The following is a 13,403-nucleotide window of genomic DNA, read 5'->3' on the forward strand; positions in this document are numbered from 1 at the left end:
TCCCCCAGTATCGGTTTTTGTATCCAAAATCCATCCGATTCGTCTGACAAAAGAAAAACGCGCCAGGCAGAAGACCTGGCGCGTTGACACTTTCCAATTGAACAGCGGTTCAGCGCAACCGCATCCCGCTTTCCGGGTCAAACAGCATGGCCCGTTCGGGCCGAACCGAGATTCCGATCCGCTCTCCCGTTTTGCTGCGTTGGTCGTCGCGTTCTTCGACGATCAACTTGTCGCCGTTGGGCGTCAGCAAATAACTGTAGGAGACGCCGCCAAGCGCCTCGGTCAGATCGACAGTACAGGTGTCGCCGGCTCGATCCACGGCAATATGTTCCGGACGGATCCCCAGGATCACCTTCCTGGCATCGGTCGGCACGCCATTGGTGACGGGGATCGAGTCCGTCAGAGCGGGGTGACGCACCGTTCCATCGACGACATCGCATTCCAAAAAGTTCATTGCGGGCGAGCCGATGAACCCCGCCACGAACCGGTTGTCGGGGTCGCGATACAGATCCATCGGCGCGCCGACCTGCTCGATCCGGCCATCGCGCAGCACGACGATCTTGTCGGCCATGGTCATCGCCTCGACCTGGTCGTGGGTGACGTAGATCATCGTCGCGCCGATCTCCTGGTGCAGACGGGCGATCTCAACCCGCATTTCCACGCGCAACTCGGCATCGAGGTTCGACAGCGGCTCGTCAAACAAGAAAACCTCGGGGCCGCGGACGATGGCCCGGCCGATGGCGACCCGCTGACGCTGACCCCCCGACAAAGCCTTGGGCTTGCGCTTGAGATACGGGTCCAGTTTCAGGATTTCCGACGCTTCGGCCACCTTTTTGTCGATCTCGGCCTTGGGCACGCCATTCATGCGCAGACCAAAGCCCATGTTCTCGGCCACGGACATGTGCGGATACAAGGCATAGGTCTGGAACACCATCGCGACACCGCGCTTGGCCGGGTCCATGTGGGTCACATCGCGCTGACCGATACGGATTTCGCCCTCGGTGGTTTCCTCCAGCCCGGCGATCATCCGCAACAGGGTGGATTTGCCACAGCCCGACGGTCCGACGAAAACGCAGAACTCGCCATCCTCGATTTCCAGATCAATGCCGTGAATGACCTGGGTCTGGCCATAACGCTTGATTGCGCCCTTCAGGGTAACGCCTGTCATGATGCTTGCATCCTGTCCTTGCGGCCCTCGGGGAACCGCCATGCTTCGGCTTCGGCCCCGATCTGGTCGGCCGATCGCCGAACCCGAGGGACCCATTTCTTCAACTGGTCGAAATCCATGCGCTGGGTCGATCCGGTAATCGAGATCGCCCCCAGCACCCGCCCGCCCGATGTCAGGATCGGACAGGCCACGCAAATGATGCCGGGCTCGTGCTCTTCATCATCCATGGCGAACCCCCGTTCGCGGATCCGGGCCAAATCCGCCCGCAGCACCTCCTCCGAGGTCAGCGTCTTGTCGGTAAAGCGGTGAAAGCTTTGCTGCGAGATCGCCTTGTCCAGCCGGTCATCATCCAGAAAGGCGAGCATCGCCTTTCCCACACCGGTGCAATAAGCCGGGCCAACTTTTCCGGCCTCGGAATACATCTCGACCGGGTTCTTGGCATTGCGCTTGTCGACGTACAGAACCTGGCTGGAATCCAGCTGCGCGAGGTGCACCGTCTCGCCGGTTTCCAGGCTGAGCGCATCCAGGATCGGCCGCGCGATCGGCGCCAGCGAGCTTTGCGTCCAGGCCGAATGCGCCAGCCGCACCAGCCGCAGGCCGGGCGAATAGGTCTGCCGGTCTGGGTCGTAAGACAACATGCCCTGATTGGTCAGCGACTGCAGAAACCGGTACAGGGACGCCTTGGGAAAGCTGCTGCTTTCCAGCAATTCGGCAAACCGCACAGGCCGGCCGAACGCCGCGACCTGTTCCAGCACGTCACATGCCTTGCCGATGGTTCCGTCACCTGCCACGGGTCTGATTTCTCCTCCACTTCCCCTTGCGGACGGGCCGCGAGGGTATTGACAAGCCTAGCCGATTCGATGTGTAGTTTTCAATATATAAAACTTGGTTTCACTATTTGGAACCACTGAATGGAAGCTAAGGGAGGAAACCATGCATTCCATGTTCAAGCGCACTGCGGCGGCTCTGGCGGCCAGTGTGGCACTTGCAGCGCCCGTTTCGGCAGAACTGACCGGCGAGCTGCGAATCTTCCTCGACACATCGAATCCGGCGCCGCGCGCGACGATGGAAGCGATGATCGAGCGGTTCGTGGCTCAGCACCCGGGTTTGGAGATCGAGACCACGGTCATCGACCGCGAGGCGTACAAGACCCAGATCCGCAACTTCCTGACGGCGGACACGCCCGACGTCGCGACCTGGTACGCGGCCAACCGCATGAAGCCTTATGTCGAGGCCGGACTGTTCGAAGATGTATCGGACCTGTGGGCCGAGCCGGAAATCGCCGAAAACCTTGCCTCGACCAAGGGCGCGATGACCATCGACGGCAAGCAGTGGGGCGTGCCCTACACCTACTATCAGTGGGGCGTCTACTACCGCAAAGACATCTTTGACGAGCTGGGCCTGTCCGAGCCGACCACCTGGGAAGAAGAGCTGGCCAACTGCCAGAAGATCGTCGACTCGGGTCGCGCCTGCTATACCATCGGTACCAAGTTCCTGTGGACGGCTGGCGGCTGGTTCGACTACCTGAACATGCGCACCAACGGCTTCGACTTTCATCAGCAACTGGCCAATGGCGAAGTCAGCTGGGAAGACGACCGGGTCAAGCAGACCTTCGCCAACTGGAAGCAGCTGATCGACATGGGCGCGTTCATCGACAACCACCAGACCTACAGCTGGCAAGAGGCCCTGCCCTTCATGGTTCAGGGTGATGCAGCAGCTTATCTGATGGGCAACTTCGCGGTGGCGCCGCTGCGCGAGGCCGGTCTGACCGACGACCAGCTGGACTTCTACCAGTTCGTCGCGATCAACCCCGATGTCGAGCTGGCCGAAGATGCACCGACCGACACGTTCCACATCCCGGCGAACGCGTCGAACAAAGAAGCCGCGCGCGAGTTCCTGCGTTTTGTTGTTTCGGCTGACGAGCAGACCGAAATCAACAACGGCAAGAACCTCGGACAACTGCCCGTCAACGCCAAATCCTCGGTGGATGACGACAAGTTCCTGCAGGAAGGCTTCAAGATGCTGTCGGCCAACAGCCCTGGCGGCGTCGCCCAGTTCTGGGACCGCGACGCGCCGGCGGAAATGGCCAAAGTGTCGATGGAAGGCTTCCAGGAATTCATGGTCAAGCCGGACAACCTGGACAGCATCCTGGCCAAGCTGGAACGCGCACGTCAGCGCATCTACGACAACTGATCGGGTGGTGGCCGGCGCAACCCCGGCCACGCCATAGCCAAACGCAGGACGGGCACGATCCCGTCCTGCCCATTCCAAACCGGGATTGACCATGACCGCTGTCGACGTCACCGAACACGAAAGCTGGTTCCACAGAAACCAGCAACGTATCGCACCCTGGCTGTTTCTGGCTCCGGGCGTGCTGTTCTTCATGGTCTACGTGATCATCCCCGTATTCCAGTCCTTCAACCTGTCGCTTTACGAATGGGACGGGCTGGGCGCGGCTGAATATGTCGGTATGCGCAACTATGAAGACCTGTATTGGGAGTGGGTCGACCGTGACGCCTTCTATGTCTCGCTGAAGAACAATCTGATCTGGCTGATCATGTACCTGCTGGCGATCCCGGCTGGTCTGTTCATCGCACTGTTCCTCAACCAGACGGTCTGGGGAATCCGGTTGTACAAATCCTTGTTCTTCTTTCCCTTCGTCATCAGCCAGGTCGTTGTCGGGCTGGTCTTCACCTGGTTCTACGACCCCACATTCGGGCTGCTGAACGAGCTTTTGGGCTTGGTCGGGCTGGGCCCTGTGAACGTCCTGGGTGATGAACGCTTCGTAACCTACGGCATCATTTTCGCGGGCCTCTGGCCGCAGACCGCCTATTGCATGATCCTGTATCTGACCGGCCTGAACGCCGTGGACCCCGAACAGATCGAGGCCGGCCGGCTGGACGGCGCCAAGGGCGGGCGGATGCTGTGGCACATCATCCTGCCGCAACTGCGCCCGGCAACCTTCATCGCCTTCGTGGTGACCATCATCGGCGCGCTGCGCTCGTTCGACCTGATCTCGATCATGACGCAGGGCGGGCCGTTCGGATCAAGCCGCGTGCTAGCCTATTACATGTTCGAGGTCGCCCTGTCGGAATACGGGTTCCGCATGGGCTATGGCGCGGCCATCGCCGTAATCCTGTTCCTGATCATGCTGTGCTTCATCGCCTACTTCCTGTGGTCGATGTACCGCGAAGAAAAGGGGCACTGAGATGTTTCCCAAACCGATCGAAAAACAACCCCGCGCGGCCCAGATTTCCTATCAGGCGATGCTGCCGGTCGCCCTTCTGCTTTGGCTCGGCCCGCTGCTGGCGGTGGCCCTGTTTTCCATCAAGCCCGAGGCGGATTTCACCAACGCCAACTACTGGGGTCTGCCCTCCAGCTTTGAAGGCGCCAGGAACTATGGTCAGGTGTTCTTCAACTCGGACATGCCGCGCTATCTGCTGAACTCGTTCCTGATCACGGTTCCCACGGTGATCGGCGCGGTGGCGCTCAGCTGCATGACCGGATTTGCGCTGGGGATCTACAAGTTCAAGTCGAACCTGTGGATCTTCTTCATGTTCGTGGCCGGCAACTTCGTACCCTTCCAGATCCTGATGGTGCCGGTGCGCGACCTGACGCTGGACTTGGGGCTCTACAACACGAAAACCGGCCTGGTGCTGTTCCACATCGCGTTCCAGACGGGGTTCTGCACGCTGTTCATGCGCAACTTCATCCGCGCCCTGCCCTTTGAGTTGATCGAGGCCGCCCGGGTCGAGGGCATCAGCGAATGGCGCATCTTCTGGTACGTCGTCCTGCCGCTGATGAAGCCCGCGATCGCCGCGCTCAGCGTGCTGATCTTCACCTTCATCTGGAACGACTATTTCTGGGCCGTCGTGCTGACCCAGGGGGCCGAGAGCCAACCCGTCACCGCCGGGATCACCAGCTTCAACGCGCAGTTCCGCGCAGCGTATCACTTGATGAGTGCCGGCTCGATCGTCGCGGCCCTGCCGCCGGTGGCCATGTTCTTTCTGATGCAGAAACACTTCATCGCGGGTCTGACCCTCGGTGCCGTAAAATAACGCCTAGTCAAGGTTTACAGTCATGACCAAGATCACCTTCATCGGTGCAGGTTCCACGATTTTCATGCAGAACATCGTGGGCGATGCCCTGCTGACCCCGTCGCTGGCCGACAGCCATTTTGCCCTGATGGACATCGACCCCGAGCGTCTGGCCGAAAGCGAAACCGTCGCGCGCGCGATGATCCGCTCGGTCGGGACCGGCGCGACCGTCTCGACCCATACCGACCGCCGCGCGGCGCTGGACGGGGCCGATTTCGTCATCATCGCCTTCCAGATCGGCGGCTACAAGCCCTGCACCGTCACCGATTTCGAGATCCCCAAGCAATATGGCCTGCGCCAGACCATCGCCGACACGCTGGGCGTGGGCGGCATCATGCGCGGCCTGCGCACCGTGCCCGTCCTGTGGGATGTGGCACGCGACATGGCGCAGCTGTGCCCGAATGCCACGCTGCTGCAATACGTCAACCCGATGGCCATCAACACCTGGGCGCTGGCCGAACGGTTCCCGGCACTGAAACATGTGGGCCTTTGCCACTCGGTCCAGAACACGGTCGAGGAACTGGCTCATGACCTGGACCTGCCTAAGGATGAAATCCGCTATCGCGTTGCGGGTGTGAACCATGTGGCCTTCTTCCTGCGGCTGGAACATCAGGGCCGCGACCTGTATCCGGCGCTGCGCCGGGGCTATCACGCGGGCCAGTTGCCCAAAGCGCCGCTGCTGATGCCGCGCTGCCCGAACAAGGTGCGATACGAGGTGATGGATCACCTTGGCTATTTCTGCACCGAAAGCTCGGAACACCTGGCCGAATATGTTCCGTGGTTCATCAAGGACGGGCGTCAGGACCTGATCGACCAGTTCCAGATCCCGCTGGACGAATATCCCACCCGCTGCGAAGAGCAGGTCGCGAATTGGAAGGAACAGGCCAAGACCCTGACCGACGGGCGCGACATCAAAGTGATCCGCAGCCACGAATTCGCCGCCGACCTGATGAATGCAATCGTCACCGACACGCCCTATGTCGCCTATGGCAACCTGCCCAATACCGGGCAGATCCCGCAGCTGCCTCTGGGCGCGGCGGTCGAAACGCCCTGTCTGGTCGACAGCAACGGTGTGCAGCCCTCGGTCGTGACCGACATCCCGCCGCAGCTGGTCGCCCTGATGCGCAGCCAGATCAACGTGCAGGAACTGACCGTGCGCGCCCTGGTCGAGGAAAACCCCGAACACATCTACCACGCCGCCATGATGGACCCGCACACTGCCGCCGAACTGGACCTGCGCCAGATCCGCAGCCTGGTCAGTGACCTGCTGACCGCCCATGCCGACTGGCTGCCAGATTGGTGCCGCCCAGCCCGCGCGGCCTGATCATCCAGCAAACACACAAGAAAACCACGACCCAATACGAAAAAGAAACACAGACATGAAGAAACGCCGCTCACAGCACTGGTACGGCAAGCTCGATAAGGACGGGTTCATCCATCGGTCGTGGATGAAGAATCAGGGCTTTCCCGATCATGCTTTCGACGGACGCCCGATCATTGGCATCTGCAACACATGGTCGGAACTGACGCCGTGCAACTCGGGCCTGCGCGACCTCGCCGAAGGCGTCAAGCGCGGCGTGTGGGAGGCCGGCGGCTTTCCCGTCGAATTCCCGGTAATGTCGCTAGGCGAAACCCAGATGAAGCCCACCGCCATGCTGTTCCGCAACCTGCTGGCCATGGATGTCGAGGAATCGATCCGCGCCTATGGCATCGACGGTGTGGTGCTGCTGGGTGGCTGCGACAAGACCACGCCGGGCCAGCTGATGGGCGCGGCCTCGGTCGATCTGCCCACCATTGTGGTCAGCTCGGGGCCGATGCTGAACGGCAAGTTTCGCGGTCAGGATATCGGCTCGGGCACCGATGTTTGGAAGTTCTCGGAAGCCGTGCGCGCCGGCGAGATGACCTTGCAGGATTTCATGAACGCAGAATCCGGCATGAGCCGGTCCAAGGGCGTGTGCATGACTATGGGCACGGCCTCGACCATGGCATCGCTGGTCGAGGCGATGGGCATGAGCCTGCCCACCAACGCCGCCCTGCCTGCCGTCGATGCCCGCCGGATGGCGCTGGCGCACATGACCGGCAAGCGCATCGTTGAGATGGTGGACGAGGACCTCAAACCCTCGGACATCCTGACCAAAGCGGCGTTTGAGAACGCCATCCTGGCCAATGCCGCAGTGGGTGGGTCAACCAACGCCGTGGTGCACCTGCTGGCGCTGGCCGGCCGGGTGGGCGTGGACCTGACCTTGCAGGATTTCGAGATCGGCTCGGACATTCCGCTACTGGTCAACTGCATGCCCTCGGGCAAATACCTGATGGAGGATTTCTGCTATGCCGGCGGGATGCCGGTGGTCCTGTCCGAGCTGAAATCGCATCTGCGCCCGGCCAGAACCGTTCTGAACAAGGACATCTCGGCCCACTATGAGGGCGCGGAATGCTTTGACCGCGACGTGATCCATTCCTTCGACGACCCGGTGAAACCGGCCGCCGGGCTGCGCGTTCTGCGCGGCAACCTGGCGCCGAACGGGGCGATCGTGAAACCCTCGGCCGCCACCGACAGCCTGCTGGAAACGGAAGGTGAGGCCTACGTCTTCGACAGCATCGAGGACCTGAAAGCCAATATCGACCGCGACGACCTGCCGGTGACGCCCGAGACCATCCTGGTGCTCAAGGGCTGCGGGCCAAAGGGCTATCCGGGAATGCCCGAGGTCGGCAACATGCCGATCCCCGCCAAGCTGGTGAAACAGGGCGTGCGCGACATGATCCGCATTTCCGACGCACGCATGTCGGGCACCGCCTTCGGCACAGTAATCCTGCATGTCAGCCCCGAGGCGCAGGCGGGCGGCCCCCTGGCGCTGGTGAAAACCGGCGATCGCATCCGCGTGTCCGCCAGCAAGGGCGAGCTGGAACTGCTGGTCGACGAACAGGAGCTGGCTGCCCGCCGCGCGGCCTGGCGGCCCGACGACCCGCATTACACCCGCGGTTATGCCAAGCTGTATATCGACCATGTCCTTCAGGCCGACCGCGGCGCTGACCTTGATTTCCTGGTGGGCAAGGACACCCGCCTTGTGACCAGAGAGAGCCATTGATGACCCACCCAGCCACCTTCCATGACCTGAACGGCGCATCCGTCTTCATCACCGGCGGCGGGTCGGGCGTGGGCGCGGCCCTGACCGACGGGTTCCTGGCCCAGGGCGCCAATGTCGCCTTCATCGGCCGGTCGGACGCCAGCGCGTTCGTCGAAGAGATGCGCGCCAAACACGGCCGCGCGCCTTTGTTCCTGCAGGGCGACATGACCGACACTGCGCTGCTGCACGAAACCATGACCAAGGCCGCCGAGGCCCACGGTCCGCTGAACGTGCTGGTCAACAATGCCGCCAATGACAAGCGCCACAGCCTCGAGGAAACCACGACCGAGTTCTGGGACTGGATGATCGAGGTCAACCTCAAGGCCTATTACTTTGCCTGCCAGCAGGCCGCGCGCCAGATGGCCGAAACCGGCGGGTCGATCATCAATTTCAGCTCGATCAGCTACATGATGGGCAATGCGGGCTATCCGATCTATACGACGGCCAATGCCGGAATCACCGGCATGACCCGCTCGCTCGCGCGCGAGCTGGGGCCTAGGAACATCCGCGTCAACGCGCTGGCGCCCGGCTGGGTGCTGACGCAGAAACAACTGGACATGTGGGCCACGCCCGAGGATCTGGCCGCGCATATGGATCGCCAATGCCTGAAGGAACATCTGAGCCCGGACGACATGATCGCGCCGACGCTGTTTCTGGCATCGACGGCCAGCCGCGCCATGACCGGGCAATGCATGGTCGTCGATGGCGGCGTGGTCACAACGGGGTGAAGACATGAACACCGAGTGGATCGCAGTAGACTGGGGCACCTCGCATCTGCGCGCCTGGGCGATGCAGGGCGACACGGTGCTGGACCACGCCCAATGCGACCGGGGCATGGCAACGCTGGGTCGAGATCAGTTCCAGAACGCGTTGCTGACGCTGGTCCAGGGCTGGCTGGGCGCGGCGCCTGTGGATGTGATCGCCTGCGGCATGGTCGGTGCCCGGCAAGGCTGGGTCGAGGCGCCCTATGTGGCTGTTCCGGCCAAGCCGATTTCGACCGTTCCGGTGCGCGTGCCCGGCACCGATCCACGCATCCGCGCCTTCGTGGTACCGGGCCTCAAACAGTACGACCCCGCCGACGTGATGCGCGGCGAGGAAACCCAGATCGCCGGCTACCTGTCCACGCGCCCGCATTGGGATGGCGTGATCTGCCTGCCCGGCACCCACACCAAATGGGTGCAGGTCAGCGCCGGCGAGGTCGTCAGCTTCCGCACCTTCATGACGGGTGAACTGTTCGATCTGCTGGGCCAGCACTCGGTGCTGAAACACTCGGTCGGCGAAGGCTGGGACGACGAACCCTTTGCCACGGCCGTCGCGGACACGCTGTCAAAGCCCGAGCAACTGGCCGGGCGGCTGTTCGGGCTGCGCGCGGCCGACCTGCTGCACGGGCAGGATCCGGCCACCGCACGGGCCCGCCTGTCGGGCGCTCTGATCGGTGCCGAACTGGCCGCCACCCGCCCCTATTGGCTGGGTCAGCAACTGGCCATCATCGGCGCCGAAGCCCTGTCGCACATCTATGCCACGGCGCTGCAGCAACAGGGCGCGTTCGTCGAAACCGCCGACGCGACCCAGGCCACGCTGGCCGGTCTGCTGCAGGCCCGCACCCTCACGAGGCAAACCGCATGAGCCGCCCCATCATCGCCATTCTGCGCGGGCTTGACCCGGCGCAGGCCGAGGCCGTCGGCCAGGCCATTCTGGACGCCGGCATCGACCGGATCGAGGTGCCGCTGAACTCGCCCGACCCGCTGGACAGCATCGGCCGTCTGGCCCGCGCGATCGGCGACCGCGCGCTGGTCGGGGCCGGAACCGTCCTGACCATGGATGAGGTCGAACAGGTGGCTGCCGTGGGTGGCAAGCTGATCGTGTCGCCCAATTGCGATGCCGACGTTATCGCGCGTACGGTGGGTCTGGGCCTGCAAAGCTGGCCCGGAGTCTATACCCCGACCGAGGCCTTCACCGCCCTGCGCGCAGGGGCCACCGGGTTGAAACTGTTTCCCGGCGTGATGGCCGGACCGGTGGGGCTGGCTGCCATGCGCCCGATCCTGCCCAAGGGCACGCAGGTCTATGCCGTTGGCGGCGCGGGGCCCGAGAATTTCGGCGACTGGCTCAAGGCCGGGGCCGACGGGTTCGGCATCGGCTCGGCCCTGTTCAAACCCGGCATGTCCGTGGACCAGATCGCCGAGAACGCCCGCCGGATCGTCGCCGCCTTTGACGAGGCCGCGCGATGAGCCAGGTCTTTGACGACCGCCCGTGCGCGTTGGGCGAAGGCCCGCTGTGGCACCCCGAACGGCAACAGCTGTTCTGGTTCGACATCGTCAACAAGCGCCTGATGACCCGCGACGCGAATGGACCGCAAAGCTGGGATTTTGCCGAGAACGTCTCGGCCGCAGGCTGGATCGACCGCGACACGCTGCTGATCGCGTCGGAAACCGGCCTGTGGCGGTTCGGACTTGAGACCGGTCACAAGGACCGCATCGTCGCGCTCGAAGCCGACAACCCGGTGACCCGCTCGAATGACGGGCGGGCTGATCCGTGGGGCGGGTTCTGGATCGGCACAATGGGCAAGCGCGCGGAACGGGGCGCGGGAGCGATCTACCGCTTGTGGCGGGGTGAGCTGCGGCAGCTGGTTCCGGACGTGACCATCTCGAACGCGATCAGTTTCGCGCCCGACCGGTCCTGCGCCTATTTCTGCGACACGGCCACCGGGCAGGTGCGGCGCTGGGGCCTGAACCCGGAAACCGGCTGGCCCGAGGGCGACAGCGCGGTGTTTCTGGACCTGCGCGCCGAGGGGCTGAACCCCGATGGCGCGGTCGTCGATGCAATGGGCAACCTGTGGCTTGCACAATGGGGCGCGGCGCGGGTTGCGGCCTATGACGCCGGCGGAGCCTTCCTGCGCGCGGTGCCTTTCGCGGCGGCCCATACCTCGTGCCCCGCATTCGGCGGGCCGGAACTTACGACGCTGTTCTGCACCTCGGCCCGTGAAGGGCTGGATGCGGACACAATCGCTTCGCACCCCACCAACGGAATGACCTTTGCCGCCGAAAACGCGGGCCAAGGTCAGGCGGAACACAGAGTCATCCTATGACCCCCGAACTTGGCGTTTGCTATTACCCTGAACACTGGCCGCAAGAAATGTGGGCCGAAGATGCCACGCGCATGGTCGAGGCCGGTCTGCGCTGGGTCCGGATCGGCGAATTCGGATGGAGCCGGATGGAGCCGGAACCGGGCCGGCTGACATTCGACTGGCTGGATCAGGCCATCGAGACCCTTGGTGCGGCCGGGCTGAAAGTGGTGCTGGGAACCCCAACCGCCACACCGCCGCGCTGGATGCTGGACCGGCACCCGGACATGCTGGCGATGGATGAAAACGGGCAACCGCGCAAGTTCGGCTCGCGCCGTCACTATTGTTTCAGCCATCCCGGATATATCGATGAGTGCGTCCGCATTGCCCGGATCATGGGCGAACGCTATGGCCGCAACCCGCATGTGGCCGCCTGGCAGATCGACAATGAATATGGCTGCCACGACACCACCGTCAGCTACAGCGCGCCTGCGCGGCAGGCCTTCCGCCGTTGGCTGGCGGCGCGTTATCGCTCGGTCGAGTCGCTGAACGCGGCCTGGGGCAACATGTTCTGGTCGATGGAATACGGTGATTTCGATCAGATCGACCTGCCCAACCTGACCGTGACCGAACCCAACCCCGCGCATGTGCTGGCCTTCCGCCGGTTCAGCTCGGATCAGGTGGTGGCCTTCAACCGGGCACAGGTTCAGGCGCTGCGGCCCCTGACCGACGCGCCGCTGCTGCACAACTACATGGGCCGGATTCTGGATTTCGACCATTTCGAGGTGGGCGCGGATCTGGACATCGCCACCTGGGACAGCTACCCGATCGGGTTCCTGTCCGACCGGCTCGAGGCGGACGCGGCGCACAAGGCAGCCTTTCTGCAACAGGGCGACCCGGACATGCAGGCCTTTCACCACGATCTGTACCGCGCCGTCGGACGCGGCCGCTGGTGGGTGATGGAACAACAGCCCGGACCGGTGAACTGGGCGCCCTACAACCCGGCCCCCTTGCCGGGCATGGTGCGGCTTTGGTCGCTTGAGGCCGTGGCCCACGGGGCCGAGGTGGTCAGCTATTTCCGCTGGCGGCAGGCGCCCTTTGCGCAGGAACAGATGCACGCGGGCTTGCTGACGCCGAACAACCACCCCGCGCCCGGTCTGGCCGAGGCGCAGCAGACGGCCGCGGATCTGGCCACGCTGGGACCGGTCGAACCGGTGCAGGCGCGGGTGGCCATCCTGTTCGACTATCCGTCGGACTGGGCCTGGGCGACCCAGCCTCAAGGCGCGGGGTTCAACTATTTCCGGCTGGTGTTTTCCGCTTATCGCGCCCTGCGCCGCGCCGGGCTGTCGATCGATGTCTTACCGGCCTCGGGCCTGTCAAGCGCGGACTATGATCTGATCCTCGCCCCCGGGCTGGCCACGCTGGACGACGCGCTGGCCGACCGCTTGCAGACGGCCGCCAAATTGACGGTTCTGGGCCCACGCAGCGGGGCAATCACGGCTGATTTTCAGATCCCGGCCCAAGGCCGCCCCGGCCTGCAAGCGCTAGACTGCGATGTGGCGCTGGTGGAATCCCTGCCGCCCGAAATCACCCGCCCGGTTCAGAGCGGCGGAGCGGCGCAGCACTGGGTCGAGCGGCTGACCGGTGACGCGCCCGACCTGCAGACCTTCGAAGACGGGACCCCTGCGCTGAAGGGCAGTGACCAGCTTTGGTATCTGGCCGGGTTCCCGGACGAGGACCTGTGGGACCGGATCATTGAAATGGCCGCGCAGAAGGTCGGGCTGACCCTGCACCCGATGCCGCCTGGCCTGCGGCGGCGCGAGACCGCGACCCATGACTTCCTGATCAACTACAACGCCACACCGGTGGATTGGAACGGCCACAGCATCGCTGCCTGCGGAGTCGCCATCCTGAAACGCAATCCGCCCGGCCAGGAATGAACCTGAACCGGG

Annotated in this window: 12 protein-coding genes; 10 read left to right on the forward strand and 2 right to left on the reverse strand. The window is 63.6% G+C overall.

Going from position 1 to position 13,403, the window contains the following annotated elements; genetic code table 11:
- Positions 1 to 109: 109 nt before the first annotated feature.
- Together AC2FNL_RS10525 and AC2FNL_RS10530 are read right to left on the reverse strand one after the other, a co-directional pair.
- Entirely contained in the window at positions 110 to 1,168 is a 1,059-nt protein-coding gene (locus AC2FNL_RS10525) for an ABC transporter ATP-binding protein (protein WP_496833519.1), read from the reverse strand.
- The gene (locus tag AC2FNL_RS10530) at positions 1,165 to 1,959 is read right to left on the reverse strand and encodes an IclR family transcriptional regulator (RefSeq protein WP_170369408.1); all 795 of its coding nucleotides are present in this window, start codon (positions 1,957 to 1,959) and stop codon (positions 1,165 to 1,167) included. Before AC2FNL_RS10530 ends, AC2FNL_RS10525 begins: the two co-directional genes overlap by 4 nt.
- A gap of 142 nt (positions 1,960 to 2,101) precedes the next feature.
- Between AC2FNL_RS10530 and AC2FNL_RS10535 the strand changes: the two genes are divergently transcribed.
- The 10 genes from AC2FNL_RS10535 (at position 2,102) to AC2FNL_RS10580 (ending at position 13,391) form a co-directional block, all read left to right on the forward strand.
- Positions 2,102 to 3,361, forward strand: a complete 1,260-nt coding sequence (locus tag AC2FNL_RS10535; RefSeq protein WP_496833521.1) for an ABC transporter substrate-binding protein — start codon at positions 2,102 to 2,104, stop codon at positions 3,359 to 3,361.
- A gap of 91 nt (positions 3,362 to 3,452) precedes the next feature.
- A complete protein-coding gene (locus AC2FNL_RS10540) occupies positions 3,453 to 4,376 on the forward strand; it encodes a carbohydrate ABC transporter permease (protein ID WP_170341260.1) in 924 nt (307 codons plus the stop codon).
- A 1-nt stretch (position 4,377) separates the two neighbouring features.
- Positions 4,378 to 5,226 (forward strand): carbohydrate ABC transporter permease, encoded by an 849-nt coding sequence (locus tag AC2FNL_RS10545; protein ID WP_093963150.1) that lies wholly within the window; start codon positions 4,378 to 4,380, stop codon positions 5,224 to 5,226.
- Positions 5,227 to 5,248: 22 nt separating this feature from the next.
- Positions 5,249 to 6,589 (forward strand): alpha-glucosidase/alpha-galactosidase, encoded by a 1,341-nt coding sequence (locus AC2FNL_RS10550; RefSeq protein WP_496833522.1) that lies wholly within the window; start codon positions 5,249 to 5,251, stop codon positions 6,587 to 6,589.
- A gap of 55 nt (positions 6,590 to 6,644) precedes the next feature.
- Positions 6,645 to 8,351, forward strand: coding sequence for an IlvD/Edd family dehydratase (locus AC2FNL_RS10555; protein ID WP_496833524.1), 1,707 nt, complete (start codon positions 6,645 to 6,647; stop codon positions 8,349 to 8,351).
- A complete protein-coding gene (locus AC2FNL_RS10560; protein WP_496833525.1) occupies positions 8,351 to 9,118 on the forward strand; it encodes an SDR family NAD(P)-dependent oxidoreductase in 768 nt (255 codons plus the stop codon). The genes AC2FNL_RS10555 and AC2FNL_RS10560 overlap by 1 nt, the downstream gene beginning before the upstream one ends.
- Before the next feature lie 4 nt (positions 9,119 to 9,122).
- Positions 9,123 to 10,016, forward strand: coding sequence for a 2-dehydro-3-deoxygalactonokinase (locus AC2FNL_RS10565; protein ID WP_496833526.1), 894 nt, complete (start codon positions 9,123 to 9,125; stop codon positions 10,014 to 10,016).
- Entirely contained in the window at positions 10,013 to 10,618 is a 606-nt protein-coding gene (locus tag AC2FNL_RS10570) for a 2-dehydro-3-deoxy-6-phosphogalactonate aldolase (RefSeq protein WP_093963154.1), read from the forward strand. Before AC2FNL_RS10565 ends, AC2FNL_RS10570 begins: the two co-directional genes overlap by 4 nt.
- Positions 10,615 to 11,475: an SMP-30/gluconolactonase/LRE family protein gene (locus AC2FNL_RS10575; RefSeq protein ID WP_496833527.1), complete on the forward strand. Its 861-nt coding sequence runs from the start codon at positions 10,615 to 10,617 to the stop codon at positions 11,473 to 11,475. The genes AC2FNL_RS10570 and AC2FNL_RS10575 overlap by 4 nt, the downstream gene beginning before the upstream one ends.
- A complete protein-coding gene (locus AC2FNL_RS10580; RefSeq protein ID WP_496833528.1) occupies positions 11,472 to 13,391 on the forward strand; it encodes a beta-galactosidase in 1,920 nt (639 codons plus the stop codon). The genes AC2FNL_RS10575 and AC2FNL_RS10580 overlap by 4 nt, the downstream gene beginning before the upstream one ends.
- Positions 13,392 to 13,403: the final 12 nt, after the last annotated feature.

This window comes from Ruegeria sp. CRTD044, assembly GCF_059613485.1.